At 52.3% G+C, this 26,210-nt stretch carries 27 protein-coding genes; 17 read left to right on the top strand and 10 right to left on the bottom strand.

Going from position 1 to position 26,210, the window contains the following annotated elements; genetic code table 11:
• Positions 1-190 precede the first annotated feature (190 nt).
• From A0129_RS08655 to A0129_RS08640, 4 genes are all read left to right on the top strand, one after another.
• The gene (locus A0129_RS08655; protein ID WP_291714230.1) at positions 191-1,642 is read left to right on the top strand and encodes an ATP-binding protein; all 1,452 of its coding nucleotides are present in this window, start codon (positions 191-193) and stop codon (positions 1,640-1,642) included.
• Positions 1,639-2,340 carry a response regulator gene (locus tag A0129_RS08650; protein WP_291714228.1) on the top strand — a complete coding sequence of 234 codons (702 nt, stop codon included), beginning with the start codon at positions 1,639-1,641 and terminating at the stop codon, positions 2,338-2,340. Before A0129_RS08655 ends, A0129_RS08650 begins: the two co-directional genes overlap by 4 nt.
• A gap of 85 nt (positions 2,341-2,425) precedes the next feature.
• On the top strand, positions 2,426-4,315 hold the full coding sequence (locus A0129_RS08645) for a potassium transporter Kup (RefSeq protein ID WP_291714226.1): 1,890 nt from the start codon (positions 2,426-2,428) through the stop codon (positions 4,313-4,315).
• A gap of 58 nt (positions 4,316-4,373) precedes the next feature.
• Positions 4,374-5,627, top strand: a complete 1,254-nt coding sequence (locus tag A0129_RS08640) for a TIGR03862 family flavoprotein (protein ID WP_291714225.1) — start codon at positions 4,374-4,376, stop codon at positions 5,625-5,627.
• On the opposite strand, the gene A0129_RS08635 is transcribed toward A0129_RS08640, so the two are convergent.
• A complete protein-coding gene (locus A0129_RS08635; protein WP_291714224.1) occupies positions 5,617-6,333 on the bottom strand; it encodes a class I SAM-dependent methyltransferase in 717 nt (238 codons plus the stop codon). The genes A0129_RS08640 and A0129_RS08635 overlap by 11 nt on opposite strands.
• A 116-nt stretch (positions 6,334-6,449) precedes the next feature.
• Here A0129_RS08635 and A0129_RS08630 point away from each other — a divergent pair, with 116 nt between their 5' ends.
• The 3 genes from A0129_RS08630 (at position 6,450) to A0129_RS08620 (ending at position 9,266) form a co-directional block, all read left to right on the top strand.
• Entirely contained in the window at positions 6,450-7,361 is a 912-nt protein-coding gene (locus A0129_RS08630; RefSeq protein ID WP_291714223.1) for a bestrophin family protein, read from the top strand.
• 61 nt (positions 7,362-7,422) lie between these two features.
• Positions 7,423-8,262, top strand: coding sequence for an SDR family NAD(P)-dependent oxidoreductase (locus A0129_RS08625; RefSeq protein ID WP_291714222.1), 840 nt, complete (start codon positions 7,423-7,425; stop codon positions 8,260-8,262).
• 23 nt (positions 8,263-8,285) lie between these two features.
• Positions 8,286-9,266, top strand: a complete 981-nt coding sequence (locus tag A0129_RS08620; RefSeq protein WP_291714221.1) for an NADPH:quinone oxidoreductase family protein — start codon at positions 8,286-8,288, stop codon at positions 9,264-9,266.
• A gap of 5 nt (positions 9,267-9,271) precedes the next feature.
• Here A0129_RS08620 and A0129_RS08615 read toward each other — a convergent pair whose 3' ends face one another.
• From A0129_RS08615 to A0129_RS08605, 3 genes are all read right to left on the bottom strand, one after another.
• The gene (locus A0129_RS08615) at positions 9,272-9,670 is read right to left on the bottom strand and encodes a GreA/GreB family elongation factor (RefSeq protein WP_291714219.1); all 399 of its coding nucleotides are present in this window, start codon (positions 9,668-9,670) and stop codon (positions 9,272-9,274) included.
• 222 nt (positions 9,671-9,892) lie between these two features.
• The gene (locus A0129_RS08610) at positions 9,893-10,516 is read right to left on the bottom strand and encodes an LON peptidase substrate-binding domain-containing protein (RefSeq protein WP_291714217.1); all 624 of its coding nucleotides are present in this window, start codon (positions 10,514-10,516) and stop codon (positions 9,893-9,895) included.
• Positions 10,517-10,559: 43 nt separating this feature from the next.
• On the bottom strand, positions 10,560-11,195 hold the full coding sequence (locus tag A0129_RS08605; RefSeq protein WP_291714215.1) for a LysE family translocator: 636 nt from the start codon (positions 11,193-11,195) through the stop codon (positions 10,560-10,562).
• A 103-nt stretch (positions 11,196-11,298) separates the two neighbouring features.
• Here A0129_RS08605 and A0129_RS08600 point away from each other — a divergent pair, with 103 nt between their 5' ends.
• Together A0129_RS08600 and A0129_RS08595 are read left to right on the top strand one after the other, a co-directional pair.
• Complete coding sequence (locus A0129_RS08600) at positions 11,299-12,150, top strand: LysR substrate-binding domain-containing protein (protein WP_291714213.1); 852 nt, start codon at positions 11,299-11,301, stop codon at positions 12,148-12,150.
• 81 nt (positions 12,151-12,231) lie between these two features.
• A complete protein-coding gene (locus A0129_RS08595) occupies positions 12,232-13,047 on the top strand; it encodes an MBL fold metallo-hydrolase (RefSeq protein WP_291714211.1) in 816 nt (271 codons plus the stop codon).
• Between the two features lie 6 nt (positions 13,048-13,053).
• Here A0129_RS08595 and A0129_RS08590 read toward each other — a convergent pair whose 3' ends face one another.
• The 5 genes from A0129_RS08590 to A0129_RS08570 form a co-directional block, all read right to left on the bottom strand.
• Entirely contained in the window at positions 13,054-13,827 is a 774-nt protein-coding gene (locus A0129_RS08590) for an enoyl-CoA hydratase/isomerase family protein (protein ID WP_291714209.1), read from the bottom strand.
• A 20-nt stretch (positions 13,828-13,847) separates the two neighbouring features.
• Positions 13,848-15,317, bottom strand: a complete 1,470-nt coding sequence (locus A0129_RS08585; protein WP_291714207.1) for a hypothetical protein — start codon at positions 15,315-15,317, stop codon at positions 13,848-13,850.
• 19 nt (positions 15,318-15,336) lie between these two features.
• Positions 15,337-15,990: a DUF305 domain-containing protein gene (locus A0129_RS08580; RefSeq protein ID WP_291714205.1), complete on the bottom strand. Its 654-nt coding sequence runs from the start codon at positions 15,988-15,990 to the stop codon at positions 15,337-15,339.
• Between the two features lie 67 nt (positions 15,991-16,057).
• Positions 16,058-17,104, bottom strand: coding sequence for a nitronate monooxygenase family protein (locus A0129_RS08575; RefSeq protein ID WP_291714203.1), 1,047 nt, complete (start codon positions 17,102-17,104; stop codon positions 16,058-16,060).
• A gap of 13 nt (positions 17,105-17,117) precedes the next feature.
• Positions 17,118-18,437 (bottom strand): MFS transporter, encoded by a 1,320-nt coding sequence (locus tag A0129_RS08570; RefSeq protein WP_291714201.1) that lies wholly within the window; start codon positions 18,435-18,437, stop codon positions 17,118-17,120.
• Between the two features lie 156 nt (positions 18,438-18,593).
• Here A0129_RS08570 and cyoA point away from each other — a divergent pair, with 156 nt between their 5' ends.
• From cyoA to A0129_RS08535, 7 genes are read left to right on the top strand one after another with little or no spacing between them, the layout of a single operon-like run.
• Positions 18,594-19,634, top strand: coding sequence for a ubiquinol oxidase subunit II (gene cyoA / locus A0129_RS08565; RefSeq protein ID WP_291714199.1), 1,041 nt, complete (start codon positions 18,594-18,596; stop codon positions 19,632-19,634).
• A complete protein-coding gene (gene cyoB / locus A0129_RS08560; RefSeq protein ID WP_291714197.1) occupies positions 19,615-21,618 on the top strand; it encodes a cytochrome o ubiquinol oxidase subunit I in 2,004 nt (667 codons plus the stop codon). The genes cyoA and cyoB overlap by 20 nt, the downstream gene beginning before the upstream one ends.
• A gap of 7 nt (positions 21,619-21,625) precedes the next feature.
• On the top strand, positions 21,626-22,258 hold the full coding sequence (cyoC, locus tag A0129_RS08555; RefSeq protein WP_171101405.1) for a cytochrome o ubiquinol oxidase subunit III: 633 nt from the start codon (positions 21,626-21,628) through the stop codon (positions 22,256-22,258).
• Positions 22,255-22,656, top strand: a complete 402-nt coding sequence (cyoD, locus tag A0129_RS08550; RefSeq protein WP_275271662.1) for a cytochrome o ubiquinol oxidase subunit IV — start codon at positions 22,255-22,257, stop codon at positions 22,654-22,656. Before cyoC ends, cyoD begins: the two co-directional genes overlap by 4 nt.
• Before the next feature lie 16 nt (positions 22,657-22,672).
• The gene (locus A0129_RS08545) at positions 22,673-23,428 is read left to right on the top strand and encodes an SURF1 family protein (RefSeq protein WP_291714195.1); all 756 of its coding nucleotides are present in this window, start codon (positions 22,673-22,675) and stop codon (positions 23,426-23,428) included.
• A 54-nt stretch (positions 23,429-23,482) separates the two neighbouring features.
• Complete coding sequence (locus tag A0129_RS08540; RefSeq protein ID WP_291714194.1) at positions 23,483-24,820, top strand: ATP-binding protein; 1,338 nt, start codon at positions 23,483-23,485, stop codon at positions 24,818-24,820.
• Entirely contained in the window at positions 24,817-25,365 is a 549-nt protein-coding gene (locus A0129_RS08535; RefSeq protein ID WP_291714192.1) for a response regulator transcription factor, read from the top strand. The genes A0129_RS08540 and A0129_RS08535 overlap by 4 nt, the downstream gene beginning before the upstream one ends.
• Before the next feature lie 22 nt (positions 25,366-25,387).
• On the opposite strand, the gene A0129_RS08530 is transcribed toward A0129_RS08535, so the two are convergent.
• Positions 25,388-25,870, bottom strand: coding sequence for a DUF1178 family protein (locus A0129_RS08530; protein ID WP_291714190.1), 483 nt, complete (start codon positions 25,868-25,870; stop codon positions 25,388-25,390).
• A 116-nt stretch (positions 25,871-25,986) separates the two neighbouring features.
• On the opposite strand from A0129_RS08530, the gene A0129_RS08525 reads away from it, so the two are divergent.
• Positions 25,987-26,210 (top strand): hypothetical protein (locus tag A0129_RS08525; RefSeq protein ID WP_291714187.1); only part of this gene is annotated, 224 nt, incomplete at its 3' end.

Here is a 26,210-nt window from a genome sequence, read left to right as displayed (position 1 = left end):
CTTTGACGCCCAGTTTGTGGCAAGTTTACGGTGCCTGCGCCGATTGATTCACTGCCTTACTTTTTCAAATGCGGAACAAACCCTTTCTGAGAAGAATTCGCTAATTCAATTGCAGCAACGATTAGAATCGGGTGATGATTGTGACCTGCCGTTAAGCAAAGGCATTGCTTCCATTGGATGAATTGAATTCATGAAACCGACCGTGTTGTTGACAGGGGTGATGGGTTTTACTTTGTGGGCCGCCCTGATGTTGGTGCTGGCTTATCCACATGACTGGGTCTCGCTTGCCAACGCGCCAGTGTTACTTATTCTGGTCTCATCGATATACTCCTTGTTGTTGCCCTTGTCACTTTCACTTGCACTCAGTGCGCTTGCAGTGCTCATGTTCAACTACCAAATGGTGCCACCTGTGCACACGTTGCATGTTGACCTTCACGAGCATGGTATTTTGCTGATCACCATGATGGGCGTGTCGTGGCTGATTACCTATTTGTTACGTCGGCAAAAGCAGATTGCAGCGCTTGAACGGCAGCAGGCGCAACGCACTTTGCAGTTGATGCAGTGGAGCGAAAAACTGCGCGAGGTTGATAACCCGCAACATCTACTTTCAGATTTACACCAATTGTTGCTCGGTCTGGCCGAGGGCGCTACCCGAGTATTGATTGGGTTTACTTCCCATGAGCTTGAACTGCTGAACCCTACGCAAATGAAAGCGTTTGATGCCTGCCTGCAAGAGAACAAGGCGCTTGGCCGTAGTACCGGGCGATATGACAATCTGGAAGATCTGTATTTGCCCATGCGTGGAAAATCGAAAGCGTATGGGGTATGCGTGTGCATGGGCACTGATATTGATGTTAACGAGGCCGTGTGGGTTCGGGATGCTCAGGCCCTGCTTGATCAAATGGGCCTGGCCTGCGATCGACGAGACAATGCGTTGCGTGCCCAAAGTGCGCGAGAATCGGCACAAACACAGAAAACCCGCAGTCTTTTCTTAACTTCAATTGCACATGATCAGCGAACGCCGCTGACCAGCATCATGACCTCCGCGTCGGCGATTCTTGACCAGACCGATCGCTTGAGCCAAGACGAGATTCGGCATTACGCCGAATTGATTCAAGAGGAAACCCAGCAGGTTGCACGCCTGACCGACAACACACTGACCTTGGCACGGTTAAGTGGTGAACAGGTGCAGGTACCCATGCAACTTGAATCGGTTGAGGACATGGTGGCAGCTGTGCTGCAACGCCTGAGAAAACGAAAAGCCATGTATTTACCCACTGTGAAAGTTGCTTCGGGCTTGCCGCTGCTGAATTGCAACATGGTGTTGGTGGAGCAAGTGCTGGACAATTTGATTGACAATGCAATCAAACATTCGGGTGCACCTGGTTCAGTTGAACTAAATGTTTTGCAACAGCAAGGTGAGGTGGTGTTTCGTGTCGCTGATCGTGGGCAAGGTATGCAGAGCCAACTCAAATCGCAGGGTGATGAATCCAGGGGCTTGGGTATTGGTTTGCAGTTGTGTAAGGCGGTAGCGCAAGTTCATTGCGGGCGTCTGGAGTTTTCATCAGACGCAAAGACAGGTCAGGGTGTCATTGCTTCTTTCGCTTTGCCAATGAATACTTCGCAGGAATATGGTACATGAGCATCCGTATTTTGTTGATTGAAGACGATCGGGAATTGGGTAAAGCCCTGCGCAACAGTTTGAGCACAGAGGGACATTCCGTGGTCACAGCGGCGAGCTTGTCAGAAGCCAAGGCCTTGTTGGCAAATCAGCCTTCGGGCCAGGCGTTTGATTTGTATTTGCTCGATTTGGGTTTGCCCGATGGTGATGGAAAAAGTTTTCTGGAGTTGGCCCGAAGGGAGGGTAATGCGCCCGTGATTGTGATTTCGGCGCGCCCGAATGAGGGCAGCAAAATTGAGTTGCTTGACGCTGGTGCTGATGATTACTTGGTGAAGCCATTCAGCGTGGGGGAGCTCCTGGCGCGGATCCGGGTGGCCTTGCGCCACCGAGGTAATTTGGCGCAGCCAGCCACTTTGTTGTATCAGCGTGATGGCTTGAACATTGATTTGCTCAAGCGTGAAATCACATTGAATGGTGTTGAGGTTAAATTGACTCCCACCGAGTATGAACTGCTGGCGCGTCTGGTGCGAAGTGCTGGTCAGGCGGTGAGTCATCGTCAATTGCTCGCAGATGTATGGGGTCCTGAGTATTTGGAGCACACACAATACACCCGCCTGTATGTGGGCCAGCTGCGCGCAAAAATCGAGAAAAATCCGGCAGATCCCCATTTTATTTTGACGGAAACCGGTGTGGGTTACCGCATGTTGGCGGGCATCTAGATTGCCACTCAGGTTTACTTATAACTTCCTTACATGTTGCAGCGCATGATGCAGTCTGTTTACACAGTGCAAGTGCGTTACAACCATGAATAAATCTGAATCAACAGACAAGACCAAAGCCGGCCTGGCCGCACTCACCTTGGGTGCGATTGGCGTGGTGTATGGTGATATCGGTACAAGCCCCCTCTACACAGTCAAAGAAGTGTTCGGCGAAAACAGCGGGGTACCCCTGAATCCCGAGAACCTGACGGGTGCTATTTCCGTGATTTTCTGGGCATTGATGTTGGTGGTCACTTTGAAGTATGTGATCCTGATTTTGAAAGCCGACAACAATGGCGAGGGCGGTGGCTTGGCGCTGACCGCATTGGCCTCGGAAGCAGTTCGAAAAAACCCGAAACTGAAAACCGTGTTGCTCTTGATCGGCGTATTTGGTGCGACTTTGTTTTATGGCGACAGCGTGATTACACCTGCCATTTCAGTGTTGGGTGCCATGGAAGGCCTCACTCTGATTACACCCACTTTAACGCCTTACATTATTCCGCTCAGTGTGTTGATCCTGATTGGCCTTTTTGCTGTGCAGCGTTACGGAACCTCCGTGGTGGGGCGCTTCTTCGGACCGATTATTGTGCTGTGGTTTGCCACCTTGGGCGCAGTGGGTGTGATTAATATTGCGAATGCACCGGAAATTCTGCATGCCCTGAACCCTGTACATGGTATTCAATTCATTCTGGATCGCGGTTGGGGTTTGTTTGCCGCGTTTGGCGCAATTGTGCTGGCTTTGACTGGTGCAGAGGCGCTGTATGCTGACATGGGCCACTTTGGTAAAAAACCGATTCGCCTGGCCTGGACGTTTTTGGTGTTTCCGTGTTTGGCCTTGAATTACTTGGGGCAGGGCGCGTTGCTGATTGCCGACCCGGCCGCCATTGAAAATCCGTTCTACCGTTCTTTCCCCGATGCCTGGGTAATCCCCGTGCTTTGCCTGGCCACCATGGCTGCAATTATTGCATCACAGGCTGTTATCTCTGGTGCTTATTCCATGAGCAAGCAGGCCATTCAACTGGGCTTTTTGCCGCGCATGAAAATTCAATACACTTCGGCGAAAGAGTCGGGCCAAATTTACATGCCTGCTGTGAACTGGCTGTTGCTGACAGGTGTGTTAATGGCGGTGCTGATGTTTCAGAACTCATCTAACCTGGCCGGCGCCTATGGCATTGCAGTGACGCTGACCATGCTGATTACCACCACGCTGACTTATTTTGTGATTCGCCACAGGTGGGGTTTGCCAGCGTGGTTGTCGGTGGGCGCAACCATTTTCTTTATTCTGATCGACATGCTGCTCGTGATCAGTTGCGCATTCAAGTTGTTCGATGGAGGCTGGTTTCCAATCGTATTAGGCTTGGCGCTGTTTGTTGTTATGTCCACCTGGTGGCGAGGCCGAAAACTGCTGATGAAAAGCATTCAGAAAGACGGCATTGATTTGAACGATTTTTTGCCCACGCTGAATGTGGATCAGATTAACCGCGCCTATCGCACCGCAGTGTATCCAGTGGCCGACCCTGACAAAGTACCCATGGCTCTTCTGCACAACTTGAAACACAACCAAGTGTTGCATGCATCGAATGTTATTTTGACGGTGGTGTTTGAGAGTGTGCCGTGGGTTAGCAATTTGAACCGGGTTGAAGTGAAATCGCTAAGCCGTGGTTTCTGGCAGGTGACTGTGCGTTACGGTTTCATGAATACGCCCGACATTCCCAAGGCGCTGGAGTTGACCGATGAGGTTGGGCTTAAGATTTCCCTGTTCGAAACCACCTATTTTTTAAGCCGGGAAACTGTGGTGCCAACCGCGGGCTCAGGCATGGCGAAATGGCGCGAGCAACTGTTTGCAACTATGAGTCGTAATGCCGGTGGTGTGGTGGATTACTTCCGGTTGCCTTCAAATGCTGTAGTGGAGTTGGGTACACGGGTACAGATTTGATCCGTGCCCTATAATTGGGCCTTCGTGTATCCACTCATTCTTGTTGCCGCTTACTGTGATGAAATTGAATAATTCGAGCAAGACTGTGGCAGTGGTGGGTGGCGGTCCTGCAGGCCTGATGGCCGCAGAGGTGCTTAGCGATGCGGGCGTGCAAGTGGATCTGTTTGATGCAATGCCATCGTTTGGCCGCAAGTTTTTGCTGGCCGGCATTGGTGGTTTGAACATTACTCACAGTGAGGACTATTCAAAATTCTGCAGCCGCTATGCCGACAAACAACCTCATCTACAAACTACGCTTGATCTTTTCACCCCCGAGCAGTTGTGCGCGTGGGTACATGGCCTGGGTATTGAAACCTTTGTTGGCACTTCAGGCCGGGTATTTCCGAAAGAAATGAAAGCCGCTCCCATGTTGCGTGCCTGGCTGCACCGCCTGAGAGGCAAGGGCGTGCGCATGCACGTGCGTCACAGGTGGCAAGGTTGGGGGGTGCAAGGGCAGTTGCAGTTTAAGACACCGGGCGGCCTCATTGAACATTTGCCCACGGCTACAGTGCTCGCGCTGGGTGGGGCCAGTTGGCCGAAGTTGGGATCTGACGGAGCCTTGGTGCCTTGGCTGCGCGGCGCAGGGGTGGAAGTTGCCGATCTTGAAAGCGCGAATTGCGGCTTTGAAGTGAATTGGAGCGATTACCTGCGCGAGAAGTTTGCCGGTGCACCACTGAAATCGGTCGCCTTGAAATTCACCAGCGTACAGGGCCATGTAGTTGAGCGACAGGGTGAAATGGTTATTGGCCGGCATGGTGTGGAAGGCAGCCTTGTGTATGCATTCTCACGTGAAATTCGTCAGTGTTTGAATGCACAGGGTAGCGCCACTTTCTTGCTTGACTTGTTGCCCGGGCGTAGCGCGGATCGCGTTCGATCCGAAGTGGCAGGGTGGGCACGAAGCAGTCAATCCATGTCCAGTTATTTCAAAAGCAAGTTGGGAATTGCAGGCGTGAAGTTGGCATTGTTGCATGAGGTATTGGGTAAAGATGATTTCAGAAATATCGATCAGGTTGTCGCAACCATCAAGGAACTACCCATCACTGTTCACGCCGCGCGGCCTATTGATGAAGCCATCAGCACGGCGGGTGGCGTGCGCTTTGAAGGCATGGACAGCAATTACATGTTGAGCAACAAGCCCGGCACTTTTGCCGCAGGTGAAATGCTGGACTGGGAGGCACCTACAGGTGGTTATTTGCTCACTGCCTGTTTTGCAACAGGAATGGCTGCCGGGCAAGGTGTGTTGCGCTGGTTGAATGATTCATCTACGGATTGATGAAAGTAATCATGTTCTGCCAACTCAGGCTTTCTGCTTTTTCATATTTCAGCCCCAGGTCTTCGGCTTCTTTCTGAACCTGTGCAACGCTCATGGTATGAAGCGCTTTGATCGGTACATCGGGGTCAAAGGCACGGTATTCCACAAATACAATTTTTCCGCCCCTTTTTACCGCTTTCATCAATGATTGAAGCGTCTCGCGTGGGTATTCAAGCTCGTGGTACACATCCACCATGATTGCTACATCCAATATTCGGTCGGGCAGGTTCAGGTTCTTCTCGCTGGACTGCCGAATTTGCAGTCGGCCTTTGGGCAAACTCTCTGCCTTCTTTTGTAGCATCTTGATCATTTGCGGTTGAATATCGACCGCCCAAACAACTCCATCGGGCGCAATTCTTTCAGTCATCATGGTCGAAATATGCCCGGTGCCAGCGCCGATGTCACCCACCACCATGCCGGGTTTTAAATTCAATTTTTGGATCAGTAAATCAGTGCGCTCTTCTTGAAGACGCTGTGGCCGCTCAAGCCAGGATGCGCCTTGCCAGCCCATGACCTTCGAAATATGGCGATCACAATAAGATTTGCCGATGCCATCAGGGTGGGGATTGGGTATGGGGGCGTAGTTACAGGCAGCCCAGCTTGGCGGACCAAGCAGCAAGCCGATGAGGAGAATAAATACCCGAAGACTGGAGGTGGTGTGTTTCATTCTCAAATTCCAACATGATTTTCTGTTCTTGAAAAGAGATCGTCGTATCGGTGCCATCTAACGGCCAGACTTGGGCAATAATCGATAGGTCTATTACTGCTGCAGCCAAGTGCACCATGATTGTTCGACCCCGCCCCCGTGCGTATCAGCTCCTATTCATCCTCCGTGGTTCCGTGGTTCGTCACATTGCCTGGAAAGTGTTGGCCATTGCATTGTTGTCATGCCTTGTGGTGTGGTGGTCCCATGGAGAACCCATAGAATTCCTGAACGCCGGCCTGGGTACCTTTTCCATTTTGGGTTTGGCGTTATCAGTATTTTTAGGTTTCAGAAACAATGCCTGCTACGATCGTTGGTGGGAGGCACGCAAGCACTGGGGCGATTTGATCGTGTATTCCCGTAATTTGGCCCGGGAGCTTGCAGCACTGTTTCCAAATGTGGCCCAGCGCGAAGTTTTGGTCAGTTTGTTGATTGGGTTTTCTCATGCTTTGGCCGCCCGTCTTCGTGATCAAGATGAAGCACAGGCGGTTTCGAAATGGCTGAATGAATCTGACAAAACGTCGATAAAGAAGTCCCGCAATGTGCCCAATGCGGTTCTGCAGTCATTTGATGCACGCTTGGCGGACTTGTACCGTCAAGGTTTGATTTCTGACATCGTGTATCAAATTCTGAGCCAGAAGGTGAGTGCGCTGGCCGCTGTGCAGGGGGCATGCGAACGCATAAAAACTACGCCAACACCCTTTGCATATTCCCTGTTGTTAAGGCGTACCGCATGGTTGTTCTGTTTACTGCTTCCTTTTTCACTGGCACCCAGCCTAAATTTTTTGACCCCCTTGATTGTGGCTACCATTGCATACACCTTTTTTGGTCTTGATTACCTGGGCGATGAATTGGAGGAACCGTTTGGACTGCTCGACAACGACTTGCCTTTGAATGCACTGGTTCGTGTCATTGAAGTGGACTTGCTGGAAAGCCTGAACAAAGAAGATTTGCCTCCCAATTTAACTCCGGTGAATTATCTGCTGCAGTAACGGTGTGGATCGCTTGGCAGGTCTATGATTAAAACGACAAGCAATTTGGAGACAACAAACAATGAACAACTTCAACGGCAAAACCGCCGTGATCACCGGGGCGGCCAGCGGTATTGGTTTTGCATTGGCCAAACACGCCGCTGCACAAGGCATGAGCCTAGTGTTGGCCGATATCGATGAGGCTGCACTTCAAGCCGCAGCAGAACAGCTGAGTCTTCCCGCTGATCGTGTACTGGCTTTGCGTACCGATGTGCGTCACGCAGCAGAAATCAAGGCACTGGCTGATGCGGCGTATGACCGGTTCAATGGTGTGCACCTGTTGTTCAACAACGCAGGTGTCGCTTTAGCGCGCACCACTTGGGAACACACAGTGGCCGATTGGGAATGGATTCTGCAAGTGAATTTGTGGAGTGTGGTGCACGGCATATCGGAGTTCCTGCCGCGCATGCAGGCGCAAGGTGGCCCTGCGCACATTGTCAACACCGCGTCAGTCGCGGGCCTGGTGTCCAACCCCGGTATGGCGGCCTACAACGTCAGCAAGCATGGCGTGGTTACGCTGAGCGAGACCTTGAGCCTTGAATTGCAAATGACCCAATCGCCCATCGGCGTTTCTTTGTTATGTCCGGCTTGGGTGCCCACTGGTATTGGAAATTCTGAACGCAACCGGCCCAGTGATGTGGCACAAACCAAGCCGATTGAAGGTTTGACGGCGCAGTTGAACAAACGCATTGGGAAAGCCATTGCCAGCGGGCAATTGACTGCCGATGACATGGCAGTAGAAACGTTCAATGCGATTTCTGAAAAGCGCTTCTATGTGATTCCGCACAGCTACATGTTCCCGGTGATTGAAACCCGGATGAAAGAAATTCTGAATCAGCAAAACCCGACGCTGCCCAAATAAAAAAGTAAAGAGGAGAAAAAACAATGAAAGCATTGATGTGCAACAGCCTGGGTTTGCCCAACACCTTGGTGTTCCAGGAAACAGCCGACCCGCAGCCGGGGCCTGGCCAAGTGGTGGTGGACATGAAAGCAGCCGGTGTCAATTTTCCGGATGCGCTGATCATTCAGGGCAAATACCAGTTCAAACCTGCGTTGCCGTTTGCGCCAGGCGCTGAATTGGCAGGTGTGGTGGCTGCGCTCGGTGAGGGCGTCAAGAATGTGAAAGTGGGTGATCGTGTGATTGCCATGTGCACCCATGGTGCCTTCGCCGAGAAGGTGCTGGTGCAGGCCAAGCAGATCATTCCCATGCCGCCCGTAATCAGTTTCGAAACGGCTGCATCCTTCACTCTGGCCTATGGTACTTCCTACCATGCACTGAAGGGCCGCGCCCAATTGAAAGAGGGCGAAACCCTGTTGGTGTTGGGTGCTGCGGGTGGTGTAGGCCTGGCTGCGATTCAAATTGCTAAAGCCTTGGGTGCCAAAGTGATTGCGGCGGCATCCAGTGCTGAAAAACTGGCCATTTGCAAAGAAAACGGTGCTGATGAGCTGATCAATTACAGCACCGAAGATTTGCGCGACCGTGTGAAAGAACTCACCGCCGGGAAAGGTCCGAATGTCATTTTTGATCCTGTGGGTGGCAAGTTTGCCGAGCCTGCGTTCCGAAGCATAGGCTGGAACGGACGCTATCTGGTGATCGGTTTTGCAGACGGTGACATTCCCAGTATTCCGTTGAACCTGCCCCTATTGAAAGGCGCATCAATTGTGGGTGTATTTTGGGGTGAGTTTGTGAATCGTCAGTTGTTTGACTTCATCAGAGACCTGGGCGAAATGTTTGCCTTGATCGAAGAGGGCAAACTGAAACCCTTGGTGTCCAAGGTATATTCACTCGCGCAGGGCGCTCAGGCCCTGCAGGATTTGCTCGACCGGAAAGTGGTGGGCAAGGTGGTGATTACTGCCAATGGCTGATTTCCTTAAGTGGTGTAGTCACCACTGGCCTCGGGCTGAAACAATATTTCCTTTACCATGGCAAAATGTTGTTCCCCGTTGGGGGTTGCCCATTGGGCCAATGTGCCTGCCTTGCGCCCTAGCAGACTGGCACCTGCAGGTGACAACACCGAAATAAATCCCTTCGCGGGTTCAGCATCGCTTGGGTAACACAACATCAGTTTGTTACTCGAGCCACTTTCTTTTTCGACAATCGTAAACAGGCTGTTCATGGTAATGACATCAGCAGGCATTTCCTGCGGTTTGATCACTTCTGCATCATCAATGGCCTCCCGTAACTCGGGCGGAAACGGTGCATTCAATTTGTTGATGCGAGCCAGGTCCAGCTCATTCATCCATCTTTCGGACATGTGTAATTTGTTCATGGTTCAACTCTCAGGCTGTTGCGCTTGAGGTGTGCCCGGCGATGCGAATTTTGTGCGCGTAATCAGAGGGAGGTGGGTGATCGCCGGGCTGAGGAATCTGCGGCCGGCGGACAGACATGCACGCGGCCGCACGCCTTGCTGTTCAGCAAAGTATGCAGTGAGGCTGCGGTGAGTCGGTTATGTGTGATCATGGCCGAATGTTAGGCTGCTTTGTAGATTCGGTCAACTCTTCAATAAACCCTGTGCCGCAAGGGTGTCATCAATCAACTCAAGGCGTAGCAAAGGGTTGTCCAAAGCCAGCAATTGCAGCTTGGTGGGTTTGTCCAAGGGCAACAGTTCGCACCAGCGGTTGGCCACCCAGCCACAATCCATCAACTTGTACGGTTTGCGAAATGGCAGCTGTTCCTCAGCAATTTCATTTTCATCGATCGAGTTGATCAACCGTGCCAGGGCATTTGCACTGCCTTGGAGGTAGTCTGGAATTTCAACCACCGGGTCGGCTGGCAAGGTTTGAATTTCGCCCATCCACAAACCGTTCTTCTCTTGCATGGCATTCAATAACTTGAATCGCTGGCTGCCCACTGTTGAAATTTCTATCAGCGTGGGAGTCACAAACTCGTGTTTTTCAATGTTGACCAGTGTACCTATCTTGGCCAGTTGAATTTTCTCGTCGGGGCGGCGCACCTCGTTGCCGTCCAGCAGGCTGACCACACCAAATGGTGTGTTGTCGCGCAGGCATTTTTTCATCAAGTCGAGATACCGAACCTCAAAAATTTGAAGATTTAAAACACCTTGTGGGAACAACACTGTGGTGAGCGGAAACAGTGGCATGGCCGCTTTTGACATGATCAAATTCCTTGGGTAATACCTCTACAACAGACCAAGCATATCAACCCATGGCTTGGATTGCCATCTCTGCACTCAATGCAAGCAAAGTAATTCCCATCAGCAGGCGCTGTGCCAAGAGCCATGCGGGTTTTCGGGCCAGGAAATTGGCCATGCTGCCAGAGAATATCGCCATGCAAGCATTCACGCCTGCAAACATCGCGATGAGCAAGCCGCCGTAAAAAAGCGACTGTTCCAATACCCGGCCTTGTGTTTCGTCAATAAACTGGGGCAGCAAGGTAAGGAAAATCAGCGCCAGTTTCGGGTTAAGCAGGCTGGTTGTTGCCCCCATGGCAAACAATTTGCCCGAATGCTCTTGAGGTAGCTGTTCACGAATTTCAAGCGGGGAGCGTCCCCCAGGGCGAATCGCATTCCAGCCCAGCCAGCCCATGTATACCGCACCACATGCACTTAGAATTTGTGCGGCATGGGGCTGTGTTTTAAAAAAGGCGGTAATACCGAAGGCTGCGCCAAACATGTAAAAAAGATAACCAACTACCACGCCGCCCAGCGAAGTCAACCCGGCGCGTCGCCCTTGCGTAATGGAGCGGGAGATCACATAGATCATGTTGGGGCCAGGCGTGATGGACAACAACCCTCCCACCACCAGAAAGGCATACAGAGAACTCAGGTCTTTCACTTCAATTGTCCTTGTTGGGTGAATCGCGAAGTGGATTATTCAACACTGGATAAATTTCGTAAAACGAATTAAATTAAATTGATTAATCAGAAAAGCTGATGAAATGAAGAAACTGGATTTGGATGCATTGAGCATGCTGGTGGCGGTGGCGGATTCCGGCAGTTTTGCGGCAGGCGCAGCATGGGTGCACCGTTCGCCCTCGGCGGTCAGCATGCAAATCAAGGGGCTTGAAGGCCTGCTGGGCAAGGCCTTGTTTTTGCGCGACACGCGCAACCTGGAATTGACCGCAGAGGGACACACCTTGCTTGGCTATGCCCGACAAATGCTCGCTTTGCGCGATGAAGCCTTTGCAGAACTAACCCGGCCTGCAGTCACCGGGCGAGTCAGCATTGGTGTGCCCGACGACTATGCCTCATCGTTGCTGCCACCGGTGTTACGCAAATTTTCAGCGACTTATCCCCGTGTGGAAATACAAGTGATAGGTCGCCCAAGCCATCACATTGCACAAATGGTCAAAGACAATGAAGTGGATCTGGCTGTAATTACACGCACCAAGGGTTGTCCGGGCGTGCTGTTGCGCATGGAGCCTTTGGTTTGGGCTGGATCGGCCAGCAACAAAAGTATCTGGAAAGAGCGCCCCTTGCCCCTTGCCTTGTTTGGTGAGGGCAGTACCGCGCGTGCCCATGCACTGAAGGCTTTGCAGCAGGCAAAAATTCCCTATCGCATGTCGTATGAAAGCCCAGCCGTGCAAGGACTGGTCAGCATGGTCGATGCGGGCCTCGCGATTGCGCCACTTGCGCAATGCGGCGTGCCCGAGCACTTGGTCCGATTGGGTACAGTTGAAGGTTTGCCACCTTTGCAGCCTGTGGAGGTGGTGCTGTCCAGAAGCCTGAAATCAAAACGCCCGCCTTGTGACTATTTTGCTGAATTGTTGGTTCAACAGATCAGCAACTGAGTGGGCAAATCAGAACTTGCGTGCATTATTCATGTGTTGCAACTTAAACTGAACTTACTCTAACTACACGGAACCTTGCTCATGAAAATTCACCACCTGAATTGCGGCACCATGTGCCCGGTTTGCAAGCGATTGATCAATGGCAGCGGTGGATTTTTCGAGCGGGCTAAAATGGTGTGTCATTGCCTGATGGTTGAAAGCGAAGAAGGCCTGATCCTCGTAGATACTGGTTTGGGTACAGGCGATGTATTGGAGCCCAACAGGCGCTTGGGTGCTGGCTTTGTGGCTATGCTGGCTCCTCAGCTGCGCCTTGAAGAAACAGCGATTGAGCAGATCAGGGCTTTGGGTTTGAAGCCCGGCGATGTCAAGCACATCGTGCCTACTCACCTTGATCTGGATCATGCTGGAGGCTTGAGTGATTTTCCCGACGCGCAAGTGCATGTGTTCGAGCCCGAGCATCGCCACGCTATAAACCCAAGCCTGCGCGATTCATTGCGATTCAGAAAAGCGCAGTTTGAACACAAGCCCAAATGGAACATTCACGAGAAACCCAACGAAACCTGGTTTGGCTTTCAGGCCATTCGACCCATTGCCGGTGTGGAATTGCTGATGGTGCCGTTGATTGGACACACTCGAGGGCATGTGGGTGTGGCGGTGAAGAACGGCAACAAGTGGCTTTTGCATTGTGGCGACGCATACTTTCACCGAAGTGAGGTGGCCTTGAAGCACGAGGACCCCATGCCGGCTGGCGTGGCTTTCTTTGAAAAGCTTGTGCAAACACTGCCTGCCGAACGTGTGGCGACCCAGGCACGTTTGCGTGAGTTGGTGAAAAGTAGCGGCGATGAAGTTGAGCTGTTTTGCGCGCACGACCCTGTAGAGTTCGCGCGCTACAGTTGAACGGGTTTAACTTTTTGCTTTTCGTGCTGCAGCCAATTGCGCCTGCAGCGCGTCAATGCGTTGGTGATTGTCTTCTGAACCGATGTAACTTCTGAACAACCATTCCTGCGTGCGCATGGACATGTCCAAATCCTGATTCAGCACTACATTGGAAAGCCGTTTTGTTTCAGCCAGACAGGCGCGGTCGTACTGCGCCATGTCACGCGCAATTTGCGCAACGGAACTGAGCAATTCGCCTTCTGGAAACACCTTGCTGACATAGCCCATGCGCTCGGCTTCTGCGGCGTCGTAAATACGACCTGTTAGTGCCACTTCCTTGGCGCGGCCCATGCCGATGATGCGCCACAGCGGGTCCATGATGGGCGTGAGTGACAGCACAATTTCGCGTTGTCCAAACTTGGCCCGAGTGGAGGCATACCGAATGTCGCACATCATGGTCAAATCAAAACCGCCCGCAATTGCCGCACCACCCACGGCGCATATTACGGGCTGCTCACAAAACAGGATGGCGCGGTAGGCGCGATGAAACAAAGCGGTGTAAGCCTCGTTGCTCACCTTCTCCAGCTTGCGAATTTCGTTCAAGTCGAAGCCGGCTGAAAAATAGCGCTCACCCCCGGTGAACACGATCACATTCACATCCTGGCGCATACCCAGCGCATTGAACATGTGGGTCACTTCCTCCAGTACGTCGGGGGCCAGTGCATTGCCCTTGTCTGGGCGGTTGATGGTGACGGTGGCCACACGTTCGGCCACCTCCAGATTAAGGTATTGAAAGTTCATTGGCGCCATTTCCGTTTGAATTATTTCCATGCGTTGTTGGTTACTTTGACCACATAAAAGCCCTGATAGCCATCGGTGTACCAAATTTCCTTGTGCTCGGGTACAAAAGCCGGGCTGGACATGGCCCAGTTGCTGGCAGGTGCGGGCAACGTTAACACACGCGGTTTCACTGGCGCATTGAAGTAAGCCACTTCAACAGGGTTGGCTGGGTCGCGAATATCAAAAATCCGTAAGCCCGACAAAATCATGCTGCACGCCACAATGGTTGGGTTGATTCGCGTAGGAATGTTGCAGTAATGCCCGGCGTACCCGCCAGTGGGGTTCTGCGCACCGGGGTCACTTGCAATTTCTTCGCGGTTGGCGATGTTGTGCACATCGAGCCGCAAGTTCGAAATCACTTTGGGTTTTGTTTCATCCGAAATGTCGATAATGCGTGCAGCACCTACATTGGGACCATGAATGCCGACAGGAATAGGGCCGCCATTGCCGCCTGAATACTCATCCACCTCCATCACATATTGCTTGCCGTTCCGAGTAAACGGGATGGCGTTTTGTGGAATGGTTACTGTATCCCAGGTGAGTCGGGAAACCTCACGTACTTGCGGATTGGGCTTGCGGGCCTGAATTTCTGAAATATCAAGGATCAGCATACCAGCGGGGTCAGCAATACTGGCCACGTAGGCGCGGTTGCCATCAGGGCTGATCGACAGGCCATGTGATGAATATTGCCCGGCCCACAATGGGCGCGGCAGGCTGGGATTGGAAATGTCGAGTGCCACCAGTGTGGAGGTGGAGGGTGAGCCCGAGAAGAAGGTTTTTCCATCTGGAGAAATGCCGCTTTCGTGGCCAAACAAACCCAGAGGCGTGGACGATTTCAACACGGGGTTGCGACAGTCTTCTGACACATCGTAAATATCCACGATGCCTGGGCCAAACGCAGGGTTGCCCAGCACAGCAGCCAGCACACCACCTTCCTGGCTGACCACCAGCGATTCATGCGGCGACAGCATGGCAGGCGTAACAAGGCGGGCAGTACGCACAGGCCTGGTGGGGTCGCTCATGTCGAACACATTCACGCCCAGTTCCATGTCCAGAATATTGGTGGGGAACAGCAAGGTGCTGTCGGCAAATGCACAGTCGCGTCCAGCTTTGTCACGGTAGCGTTCAACCTTGAAGCCGCCCACGGTACCAATCACACGCTCTGGTGCAAAGGAGCCCACCAGTTGCGTATTGCAGGAAAACCCCGCGGCAGCCAAACCTGCATCGTGATCTGTCTGTGACACACGGCCTTGCATGCCTGTTTCAGGCTTTGCGCCCGGGCCACATTGACCTTGCGGGGTGGCAGTTACATTCAAACCATCTACCACTTGGTTTGGGTTTGTTCGCCCGCTGCTTGTTGAACTGCTGCTGTCTGAACCACCCAGACAACCTGCTACCAGTGTAGGTAACAACAAGGCAGCCATTACCACTTGTGTCGGTTTTTTCAACATGATGGGGAATGTCTCCAGTTCAGGATTTTTTGAGTTGTTGTAATTTCAATTGGATCCAGCCAATTTCCATGCCTTGGTCGCGGATCATGGCGCTGGCCAGCGCTTTGACCAGACTTGTTTGAGCATTTCGGTTTGCAAACCAGGCCATGGGGATCGCGGCGCGGTGGTGGGCCAGCATCAGTTCTAGAAACAGAATCTCTTTTTCAATGCCACTGGCGTTTTTGAGTTGGTCAAGTTGCTCGGGTGTAGCCACGCCTGCCATGGCACCACCATCGGCCTTGCATTGGGCTTGATAAAGCTGATCGTCCAAGTGACGCACATTGGTGGCATTTTCAACCCAGGCCATGGGGGGGCCTTCCACCATCAATGGTTCATTCCACGCGGTCAGCCAACCTTCCATCACACCCATTTCACGGGTTTGTTTCATGATGATGGATTGCGCCAAAGCCTGAATTTCAGGTGAAGCGGTACCGCGCATCATCATCGACATTTGAATGGCCTGCGCGTGGTGCAGCAGCATGCTTCTTGCGAATCCCGAGTCAATCGGGTTGACTGTCGTGGCCGATTTTTCCGAGAGTTTGTAAACGTAAAAGCCCAAAGCTGCCAGCACAATTGCAGCGCACAATATAATCAGGGCGCGTCTGCGCCTCGGGGCTTGAAATAGGTGGGACATGTCTCGTGGGTTTTTATTGGATGTATATGGCCTTTATACTTCCAAAATACCCTTTTGGATGCAGGACTTAGCCTGTGGCACCCAGCCCTAAAAACCCCTGCGCGAGCTCGTGTGTAATTGTCGCAGCGCTCGCGTTCTTGCATGCACTGGCGTTTTGACCAGCCCACAAAGGCGAAAAATCACCAGACCCCATGCTTTCTGCCTTGGCCCGAAGCGGTGCGATACCAGGTGTGGCCAGTGGGAATTCCGGTGGAAATTCGGACAGTGCACCCAGTTCACGCATCACCCGGTTCACAATGCCGCGTGCTGGCCTGCCACTGAACAGGTTGGTCAGTGCGGTGTGGCGTGCAGCCTCACTTTGCAGTGCTTTTCTGTGAATGGCGCTGGTGCTGCATTCCGGTGCCAGCAGGTAAGCAGTACCCACTTGAACAGCACTTGCGCCCAGAGCCATGGCTGCGGTTACGCCCTTTGAATCCGCGATTCCTCCAGCCGCTATCACGGGCACATCCACTGATTTGACGATTTGGGGTAGCAAGGCAAAAGTGCCCATTTGCAGGTTCAAATCATGGTTCAGAAAGTGCCCGCGGTGTCCGCCAGCTTCCAAACCTTGGGCGATGATGAAGTCGCAACCTCGGGCTTGAAGCCAAAGTGCCTCGTCCACCGTCGTCGCGGACGAAATAACTTGTGCACCCATGGCCTTCACGCGCTTCAGCAATTCAGGTTTGGGCAAACCAAAATGGAAGCTGACGTAGGGCGGTTTGAATTCTTCAAGCAATTCCGCAGATTCATCATTGAACGGTGTTCTGCCTTGGCCACTTGGGAATTCGTCGATATTCAAACCCAATTCACTGTAATAGGGTGCTAGCGCGTGTTTCCATTTCAAGTTGCGCGCTGCGTCTATTTCCGGTGGCGTGTGGGCAAAAAAATTGACGTTGTAGGGCTTGTGTGTGCCTTCTCGAATGGCCAGTAATTCGGTGCGAAGTTGGCTGGCAGTGAGCATGGCGCAGGGCAGGGAGCCCAGCCCGCCGGCATTGCTGACCGCAATGCACAGCGCACTGGTTTGCACACCCGCCATGGGCGCCTGCACAAGCGGGTATTGCGTGTTGAAAATCATATTACTTTCAGCTTTAGTCTTTCAGTTCAAGTGCACGGTTCAGGCTAAGCGCAGCCAGTGAGCCCACAGCGCCTGAAAGCAGGTAAAGGCTGACGTATTCCAAACCAAAATGTGCGGCCAGTCCCAAGGCCACCAGTGGCGCAAAACCCGCGCCCACCAGCCAGGCCAAATCAGAAGTAAGCGCAGCACCCATGTAGCGGTACTTGGCTTTGAAGTTTGCTGTTACAGCACCAGCAGCCTGGCCATAAGACAAACCCAGCAGAACGAAACCGATCAGGATAAATGCGGTTTGCCCGTGGTCGCCGCCGTCCATCATGTGTGGCACGAAGAAGCTGAACAAAGCAATCAAAATGGCCAGGAAGCCCAGTGTGTTTCTGCGGCCCAGTTTGTCGGCGATCACGCCGCTGAGTACCACAGCACCGGCAGCCAACACCGCGCCTGCAATTTGAATGACCAGGAATTCAGAAATGGAGCGCTCGGAGTGCAGGGCAATCCAGGACAGCGGGAACACGGTAACCACATGGAACAGCGCGTAACTGGCCAATGCAGCCAAAGCACCTACCAAAATGTTGTGGCCTTGCGAACCCACAATTTCAGTGACCTTCACGGGTTGTAGTTCGCGCTCTTCGAGCAAGCGTGCGTACTCACTGGTGGCCACCAGGCGCAGGCGTGCAAACAGGGCTACCACGTTGATGGCAAATGCCACGTAGAACGGATAACGCCAGCCCCAGTCCAGGAAGTCAGCTGTCGATAACGCAAACAACAGATAGGCAAACAAACCAGCCGCGATGATGAAGCCGATGGGGGCTCCCAGTTGGCCCAACATGGCGTACCAGCCACGCTTGTTTTCAGGGGCGTTCAAGGCCAGAAGCGAAGGCAACCCGTCCCAGGAGCCGCCAAACGCGAGACCTTGACCAATTCGAAGCACGGCCAGCAGCACAATGGCAGCAGCGCCCAGCGAAGCATAGCTGGGCAAGAAAGCAATACCCGCCGTGGAGATACCCAGCATGAACAGGGCAACGGTCAATTTGGTTTCCCGGCCGAATTTTTGTTGCACCATCATCAAAGCCACAGTGCCCAAGGGGCGGGCGATGAAAGCAAATGAAAAAATCAGGAAAGAGTAGAGGGTGCCGGTGAGCGGATCTTCAAACGGGAAAAACACCGCCGGAAACACCAACACCGAAGCAATTGCGTACACAAAAAAATCAAAATATTCAGAAGCCCGACCGATCACCACTCCAATGGCAATTTCTCCAGGCGTAACGTTGCTGTTGCTGCCATGGTGGCCCGGTGTGACGCCCTGTTCTGCGTGAATTGTACTTGTGCCGGACATTTGAAGTTCTCCTCGAATCTTTGCTTGCGACAATATTGTTTTTATTTTCAATGGGTTGAAAGTGAAATTTGCCAACTGGGACAATATGTCCAATGCCCAGCGCCACCCCATGTCAGTAAATTAGCATGAAATCATTTCCTAACTGTGCTGGGTATTATGTTCAAGCCACTGAAACGTAGTCTTTTGTTGCTGGTGCCGCTTTTCCTGCTTGCAGGTTGTAACACCATTGTGATGAATCCCAAGGGAGACATTGCATCGCAACAGGCCGATTTGATCGTACTGTCCACAGTGTTGATGTTGATCATCATTGTGCCGGTCATTTTTCTCACCTGTTTTTTTGCCTGGAAGTATCGCAAAGCCAACTCACAAGCCGAGTACGATCCTGAATGGGACCACTCTACCAAGCTGGAGCTGGTGATTTGGGGCGCGCCCTTGCTGATCATTATCATCCTGGGTTTGGTCACTTGGGTAAGTACCCACAAACTCGACCCCTATCGCCCATTGGATCGGATTGACGCGAGCACACCGCTGCCAGCCGACCACAAGCCACTGGTTGTGCAGGTTACATCGCTGGACTGGAAGTGGTTGTTCATTTACCCAGAGCAAGGAATTGCCACCGTGAATGAGCTGGTAACCCCCGTGAATGTGCCCGTGCGCTTCAAGATTACTTCCAGCACCGTCATGAATTCGTTCTACATTCCTGCGCTGGCCGGTCAAATTTATTCCATGCCCGGCATGGAAACTACGTTGAATGCCGTGATTAACGAGCCGGGCGAGTGGGAAGGTTTCTCGGCCAACTACAGCGGCGCGGGTTTTTCACACATGCGCTTCAAATATCGCGGCGTCAGTGAGCGTGACTTTGATCAATGGGTCGCTGAGGTCAAGTCTGCTGGCCAAACATTGGACCGTGCAGAGTATATCGATCTTGAAAAGCCCACCACCAAGCACCCAGTGGAGTACTTTGGCAACGTGGAGCAAAACCTGTTTCACGCCATTGTGAACCGTTGCGTAGTCGAAGGCACGGTGTGCATGGATACCCAAATGATGGCGGATGCAATGCGCAATCGCACCAATTTGTCAGCCGACGAACTGGCAATCCTGATCAACGAAGCCATGTGCACCATTGCACCCAACGCGGACGCGCTTCCACTCATTACTTCATCCGAGAAGAACGGCTATGACTCAGTATCCAATTGAAACAAGCCCGATATTCGGGCGGCTAACGCTTAACGCGATTCCATATTACGACCCCATCATCATGGGTACGTTGGCTGTGACCATTCTGATCGGTATCAGTCTGGTGGCCCTGATTCACAAGAATCGTTTGTGGGGTACGCTGTGGAATGACTGGTTCACCAGTATCGACCACAAAAAAATCGGCATCATGTACATGATCCTGGGCTTGGTGATGATGATGCGTGGCTTTGCAGACGCCATCATGATGCGTGCCCAACAAGCCATTGCGTTTAACGGCAATGAAGGCTTCCTGCCGCCGCATCACTACGATCAAATTTTCACGGCCCACGGCGTGATCATGATCTTCTTTGTGGCCATGCCTTTGATCACGGGTCTGATGAACTACCTGATCCCGTTGCAGATTGGTGCACGCGATGTGGCGTTCCCATTCCTGAACAACTTCAGCTTCTGGATGACCGCCATGGGTGCGGCGCTGATCATGGCATCCCTGTTCGTGGGCGAGTTTGCCATGACCGGCTGGTTGGCCTACCCACCTTTGTCTGGAATTTTTCAGAGTCCGTATGTGGGGGTCGACTATTACATCTGGGCCTTACAAATCGCGGGGGTTGGTACCCTGCTGTCGGGTGTTAACCTGATCGTGACCATCGTGAAAATGCGTGCCCCTGGCATGAGCCTGATGAAAATGCCGATTTTCACGTGGACATCGCTGTGTGCCAACGTGTTGATTGTTGCTGCCTTCCCGGTATTGACTGCTGTATTGGGCATGTTGACCATGGACCGCTATTTGGGTACCAACTTCTTCACGAACGATCTGGGTGGCAACTCCATGATGTACGTGAATTTGATCTGGATTTGGGGGCACCCCGAGGTTTACATCCTGATTCTGCCGCTGTTTGGCGTGTTCTCTGAAGTGGTGTCCACGTTCAGCCGCAAGCGCCTGTTTGGATACAGCTCCATGGTGTACGCCACGGTCGTAATTACCATTCTTTCCTACCTGGTCTGGTTGCACCACTTCTTTACCATGGGTAGCGGTGCGAGCGTCAATGCATTCTTCGGCATTACCACGATGATTATTTCCATCCCCACGGGTGCGAAAATATTCAACTGGCTGTTCACCATGTACAAAGGCAAAATCAGTTTCGAGTTGCCGATGATGTGGACCATCGCATTCATGATTACCTTCGTAATCGGTGGCATGACAGGTGTGTTGCTGGCGGTACCCCCCGCTGATTTTGTGTTGCACAACAGCCTGTTCCTGATCGCTCACTTCCACAACGTGATTATCGGTGGCGTGTTGTTTGGCCTGTTCGCAGCCATCAACTTTTGGGCACCCAAAGCGCTGGGTGTGAAGCTCAATGAATTTTGGGGCAAGGTGTCTTTCTGGTTCTGGGTGATCGGTTTCTACTTCGCCTTCATGCCGCTGTACGTGTTGGGCCTCATGGGTGTTACACGTCGCATGAGCCAGTTTGACGATCCATCCCTGCAGATCTGGTTCCAGATTGCAGCCCTGGGTGCAGCCATGATTGCAGTGGGTATTGCCGCCATGATCATGCAGTTCTATGCCACATACCGTGATCGCGCCAAGTTGCGCGATACCACCGGTGACCCCTGGGGTGGTCGTACGCTGGAATGGGCTACCTCAAGCCCACCCGCAGAGTACAACTTTGCATTCACTCCCGTGGTGTACGACACGGACGCGTGGGCTGACATGAAGAAAAACGGTTACAAGCGACCAACCAGTGGCTTTGTCGATATTCACATGCCCAAGAACACCGCTGCAGGCTTCATTATTTCGGCAATCAGCGCTGTGATCGGTTTTGCCTTGGTGTGGCACATTTGGTGGTTGGCTGCAGGTGCTTCAGTGGCCTTGTTGGTGGCCGTGATTGCACACACATTCAATTACAAACGCGACTTCTACATCAAGGCCGATGAAGTGGCCCGCACCGAAGACGCGCGTACGAAACTGGAGCAAGCCCATGTCTGATTTAGTGATGAATTCAGCGATGAATGCAGCCGGGACTGCATCGGCTGATCCAAGTTCACGTTATTACGTGAAAGACCACCATCCGAAAAACGGTTCCTCGCTGGGTTTCTGGATTTACCTGATGAGCGACTGTTTGATCTTCGCCTGTCTGTTTGCGACCTATGCAGTGATTGGTCGCAACTATGCCGGTGGCCCGACGGGCGCGGAAATTTTCGACCTGAATCTGGTGGCCCTGAACACAGCATTCCTGTTGCTCAGTTCAATCACCTATGGCGTGGCTATGGTAGGCATGCAAAACCGCAACCTGAAGAAAACCATTCAGTGGCTTGCCATCACCGGCGTGCTTGGTCTGGCGTTTCTGGCTGTTGAAATCTACGAATTTTGGCATTTCATCAGCATTGGTGCCACACCGCAAACCAGTGGTTTCCTGACCGCCTTCTTTGCACTGGTGGGTACCCATGGTTTGCACGTGTTCTTCGGCATCATCTGGCTGGTTGTGTTGTTGTTCCAATTGAACAAGCACGGTCTTATTGTTGAAAACCGCCGCCGCGTCATGTGCCTTTCCATGTTCTGGCACTTCCTGGACGTGATCTGGATCGGTGTATTTACCTTCGTTTATTTGATGGGAGTATTGCCATGAGCGCACATCCACACGACGTCAACGACCATCACGATCATCACGATGATGAAGATGAAGTGCATGTCAGCATGCGCGATTACACCATCGGCTTCGTGCTTGCTGTCATTTTGACGGTGATTCCGTTCGCCTTGGTGATGGGCGGCGTGTTTGAAAGTTCGACCACCACGGCTTTGGTGATTCTGGCGCTGGGTGCTGTTCAAATGGTGGTGCACATGGTTTACTTCCTGCACATGAACAGCAAATCCGAAGGTGGCTGGACCATGCTGGCCTTGATGTTCACCCTGATTATTGTGGTGATCACGCTGGTGGGTTCAATTTGGGTGATGTACCACTTGAACACCAACATGATGCCGGGCATGAATCATGAGGCCATTGAGTCGATTCAACAGTTGAAGTGAAGGAGTGTGGTGCAGGATGAATGATGTGTCAAAGCCCCATTCAGTGCATGCATCCAGTTCAATGAAAAGGCTGCTGGGCTTTGCCCTGGCGGCCTTTTTTTTCACCGTATTCCTTTCGCTCGGTACTTGGCAGGTTTTCAGGCTTGACTACAAGATCGACCTCATTGAGCGGGTTGAAAACCGGGTGCATGCTCCACCTGTTGATGCACCGATGGCAGCCGAATGGCCAGCTGTCAGTCGTGATACCCATGAATATCTGAACGTGAAACTGCAAGGTGCCTTGCTGCCTCAGTACACCACGCGTGTGCAAGCCACCACGGTATTGGGGGCCGGGCATTGGTTGCTCACGCCCCTGCGCCAGGCCAACGGCGAGATTGTATGGATTAACCGGGGGTACATTCCGGTGAATGAAGCCGACCCGATGACTGTTGAAAACACCGATGGCCAGTTTGAGGTGCGTGGCTTGCTAAGACTCAGCGAAACGGGTGGCGCATTTTTGCGAGAGAACGACCCGGCGGGCAATCGCTGGTACTCACGTGACATTGAAGCGCTTTCAAAGCATCACAATTTGAAGTCTGTTGCCCCATACTTTATTGATGCGGGCACGCCACGCAACCTTGGAGAAGAAATTACGGGATTTACCCCCAAAACTTATCCAGTGGATGGATTAACCGTCATCAAGTTTCACAACAGCCACTTGGTGTACGCGTTCACTTGGTATGCTTTGGCCTTGATGGTGGCGGGTATCACTGTTTGGCTGAATCGCAAATAAATCGCCAAAGTCAGTTCCCGCTTTTTCAGGTTTCCCAGCAGGATTCGCATTTCAATGGCCATAAATTCCGACATTGTTTCCATTCGGCAAGGTGCCAGTGCGTTTGATGAAACAAACGTGTTGAATGAAACCGGCCACAAAAACATGTTGCATTTGATTCACCTGCGCTGGCTGGCGGTGGGTGGTCAGATTGCCACAATTCTCGTCGCTACCTGGGGATTCGGCATACAGTTGCCAATGTTCAATATGCTGGCGGTGATGGTGTGCCTGATCGCTTTTAACATTGGCAGTCACCTTCGCTGGCACGAAGAACGCGTGGTCAGCAATCGCGAATTGTTTCTAGCCATGTTGGTGGATATTGCAAGCCTGACTGCTCAGCTCTACTTCACAGGCGGTATTAACAATCCTTTTGTGTTTCTGTTTCTGTTGCAGGTCATTTTAAGCGCGGTGCTGTTGCGCGCTGAGTCGACCTGGCTGGTCGTGGCCATTACCACGGTGTGTCTGGCTTTCTTGTCGATTGTTAACAAGCCACTGGTGTGGCCGTTGAACAGCACCTACAAGCTTGCTGACCTGTATGCGACAGGCCTGGTGATTTGTTTTGTACTGAATGCAGCGCTTCTGGTGATCTTCATTACCCGAATCGGACGTAATCTGCGCGCGGGAGATGCGGCGCTGGCCAGTCTGCGCCAACGCGCTGCAGAGGAAGAGCACATTGTGCGAATGGGTCTGTTGGCCAGTGGCGCCGCGCATGAACTGGGTACACCTTTGGCCACCATGTCTGTGGTGTTGGGCGACTGGAAACGGATGCCTCAATTTTCAAACGACCCAGCCATGCTGGAAGAAATCGAGGAAATTGAAGGGCAGTTGATGCGCTGTAAAAGCATTGTCAGTGGCATTTTATTGTCGGCAGGCGAAACGCGTGGGGAGTCTTCCTCTAAAACCAGCCTGAATGAATTCTTTGAAAATTTGGTCGAGGAATGGGAGAGCAGCCGCCCGGCCCAACACTTTGAATACACCAACAGCATTGAGGAGGAATTCACCGTTGCGTTTGATTCGACTGTGAAGCAAATGGTGTTCAATGTGCTGGACAACGCACTGGAAGTGTCACCGAACTGGTTGCGATTTGAAGTGTCCAAAAATCGTGAACAATTGTTTTTAACTGTCGCCGATCAAGGTCCGGGTTTCAGGACTGATATTCTTGAACAGGTGGGTACGCCCTACAATTCGAGCAAGGGTCGCCCGGGTGGCGGTCTTGGTTTGTTTCTGGTCATGAATGTGGCGCGAACACTGGGCGGCACTTTGACCGTGACCAATCGACAAGAGGGTGGGGCGGAAGTGGTGATAGCCCTGCCGCTAAACGCCATGATTTTGCAGGAGAACAAATCGCCATGAGCCAAAGTAGCAGTACGGAAAGGCTTTTGTTGCTGGTTGAAGACGACGAGGCGTTTGCACGTGTTTTAAAACGATCATTTGAGCGACGTGATTACAAGGTGCTTCACGCCAGCAGCCAGGAAGAAATGCAGAGCCTCCTCTTGAAGCAAACTCCAACCCATGCAGTGGTGGACTTGAAGCTCAGTGGGAACTCCTCTGGACTGAATTGCGTTCAGGCCCTGCATGCACACAACCCGTCCATGCTGATCGTGGTGTTAACGGGATTTGCAAGCATCAACACGGCTGTTGAGGCCATTAAACTGGGGGCCTGCCAGTATTTGGCCAAACCCTCGAACACAGACGACATCGAAGCAGCTTTCGGCCATGTGGCAGGCAGTGAACCTGTTGAATTGACGAACAGGACTACGTCGATCAAAAACCTGGAATGGGAGCGAATCCACGAGGTACTTGTGGAAACTGATTTCAATATTTCGGAAACAGCACGCCGTCTGGGCATGCACCGTCGCACGCTGGCTCGCAAGCTTGAGAAAAGGCGCGTCAAATAAGCGGCATCAATGGCCGCTGAGTTCAGTTCAATTCTTCTTCGCTAGGTAGTACAGGCAAGGCGATTACTTCAATGCCCTCATCGCGCAACTCTTCAAATTCCTCGGGACTGGCCTGCCCTCGAATCGCACGAACAGGGGCCTCTTCATAATGAATTTTCCGGGCCTCTTCCGCAAAGCGGTCACCCACATCTTCTGAGTGATTAATCAAGGCCTGAATGGCCTGACGGGCCATGACGAAGGCTGTGGCCACATCCACTGAATTTGGCTTTTGTACTGCGGGTGCCGCTGGTGAATCAGAGCTTCTCGCGTCGCCCTTCTTGTGCTCCAGCGGGGCCTTGCCGCCGATGTTGATTTTGGACGGTACTTTGCGAATTGCCGAGGTGCCGCACTCGGGGCAGGTCAGCAGTTTTTGTTCACGTTGGTCGTCAAAATCCTCGTTGGATCGAAACCAGCCTTCGAAGCGGTGGGAGTATTCACACTCCAGGTCGTAAATGATGATTGCCACAATGTTTGAATCTGTCTCTGAATTTCGGTATTTTACAGTGGAATGGTTTGCCTACCGCTGAATTTGAATCTCTTCTAGAATTCGATCAACAACAATCAAGGCCCAAAGAGGTTTGTATGTCCCGTAAAAAGTCACTTGAACCGCATTTGCGCGGCATCGTTGACTTGGTATCCGCCACGCTCGACCAAGGTACGCGTCAGGTTGAGGGCGTGCATCGTCGAATTGCAGACATCCCGTTTTCAGTGTTGAAAAAGATTCGCCCGATTGCACCAATTTCATCGGCTGTGCACATGGTCGAGAAAAAAATTACCCACTCAGCCTACGATACGGTGCGCCTTGT

Source organism: Limnobacter sp. CACIAM 66H1, from assembly GCF_001601825.1.
In the GTDB taxonomy this organism is placed as follows: domain Bacteria; phylum Pseudomonadota; class Gammaproteobacteria; order Burkholderiales; family Burkholderiaceae_B; genus Limnobacter.
Note: the sequence above shows the minus strand (reverse complement) of the source record. Positions and strands in the feature narration are given on the sequence as shown.

Excerpts from the sequence above, each read along its gene's own strand:
- A0129_RS08610 (WP_291714217.1), bottom strand. The coding sequence starts at position 10,516 with ATGTCAAAAGCGGCCATGCCACTGTTTCCGCTCACCACAGTGTTGTTC.
- A0129_RS08635 (WP_291714224.1), bottom strand. The coding sequence starts at position 6,333 with ATGAAACACACCACCTCCAGTCTTCGGGTATTTATTCTCCTCATCGGC.
- A0129_RS08625 (WP_291714222.1), top strand. The coding sequence starts at position 7,423 with ATGAACAACTTCAACGGCAAAACCGCCGTGATCACCGGGGCGGCCAGC.
- A0129_RS08595 (WP_291714211.1), top strand. The coding sequence starts at position 12,232 with ATGAAAATTCACCACCTGAATTGCGGCACCATGTGCCCGGTTTGCAAG.
- A0129_RS08535 (WP_291714192.1), top strand. The coding sequence starts at position 24,817 with ATGAGCCAAAGTAGCAGTACGGAAAGGCTTTTGTTGCTGGTTGAAGAC.
- cyoD (WP_275271662.1), top strand. The coding sequence starts at position 22,255 with ATGAGCGCACATCCACACGACGTCAACGACCATCACGATCATCACGAT.
- A0129_RS08640 (WP_291714225.1), top strand. The coding sequence starts at position 4,374 with ATGAAATTGAATAATTCGAGCAAGACTGTGGCAGTGGTGGGTGGCGGT.
- A0129_RS08645 (WP_291714226.1), top strand. The coding sequence starts at position 2,426 with ATGAATAAATCTGAATCAACAGACAAGACCAAAGCCGGCCTGGCCGCA.
- cyoC (WP_171101405.1), top strand. The coding sequence starts at position 21,626 with ATGAATTCAGCGATGAATGCAGCCGGGACTGCATCGGCTGATCCAAGT.
- A0129_RS08630 (WP_291714223.1), top strand. The coding sequence starts at position 6,450 with ATGATTGTTCGACCCCGCCCCCGTGCGTATCAGCTCCTATTCATCCTC.
- A0129_RS08570 (WP_291714201.1), bottom strand. The coding sequence starts at position 18,437 with ATGTCCGGCACAAGTACAATTCACGCAGAACAGGGCGTCACACCGGGC.
- cyoB (WP_291714197.1), top strand. The coding sequence starts at position 19,615 with ATGACTCAGTATCCAATTGAAACAAGCCCGATATTCGGGCGGCTAACG.
- A0129_RS08620 (WP_291714221.1), top strand. The coding sequence starts at position 8,286 with ATGAAAGCATTGATGTGCAACAGCCTGGGTTTGCCCAACACCTTGGTG.
- A0129_RS08580 (WP_291714205.1), bottom strand. The coding sequence starts at position 15,990 with ATGTCCCACCTATTTCAAGCCCCGAGGCGCAGACGCGCCCTGATTATA.
- A0129_RS08590 (WP_291714209.1), bottom strand. The coding sequence starts at position 13,827 with ATGAACTTTCAATACCTTAATCTGGAGGTGGCCGAACGTGTGGCCACC.
- A0129_RS08540 (WP_291714194.1), top strand. The coding sequence starts at position 23,483 with ATGGCCATAAATTCCGACATTGTTTCCATTCGGCAAGGTGCCAGTGCG.
- A0129_RS08600 (WP_291714213.1), top strand. The coding sequence starts at position 11,299 with ATGAAGAAACTGGATTTGGATGCATTGAGCATGCTGGTGGCGGTGGCG.
- cyoA (WP_291714199.1), top strand. The coding sequence starts at position 18,594 with ATGTTCAAGCCACTGAAACGTAGTCTTTTGTTGCTGGTGCCGCTTTTC.
- A0129_RS08585 (WP_291714207.1), bottom strand. The coding sequence starts at position 15,317 with ATGTTGAAAAAACCGACACAAGTGGTAATGGCTGCCTTGTTGTTACCT.
- A0129_RS08545 (WP_291714195.1), top strand. The coding sequence starts at position 22,673 with ATGAATGATGTGTCAAAGCCCCATTCAGTGCATGCATCCAGTTCAATG.
- A0129_RS08650 (WP_291714228.1), top strand. The coding sequence starts at position 1,639 with ATGAGCATCCGTATTTTGTTGATTGAAGACGATCGGGAATTGGGTAAA.
- A0129_RS08575 (WP_291714203.1), bottom strand. The coding sequence starts at position 17,104 with ATGATTTTCAACACGCAATACCCGCTTGTGCAGGCGCCCATGGCGGGT.
- A0129_RS08615 (WP_291714219.1), bottom strand. The coding sequence starts at position 9,670 with ATGAACAAATTACACATGTCCGAAAGATGGATGAATGAGCTGGACCTG.
- A0129_RS08655 (WP_291714230.1), top strand. The coding sequence starts at position 191 with ATGAAACCGACCGTGTTGTTGACAGGGGTGATGGGTTTTACTTTGTGG.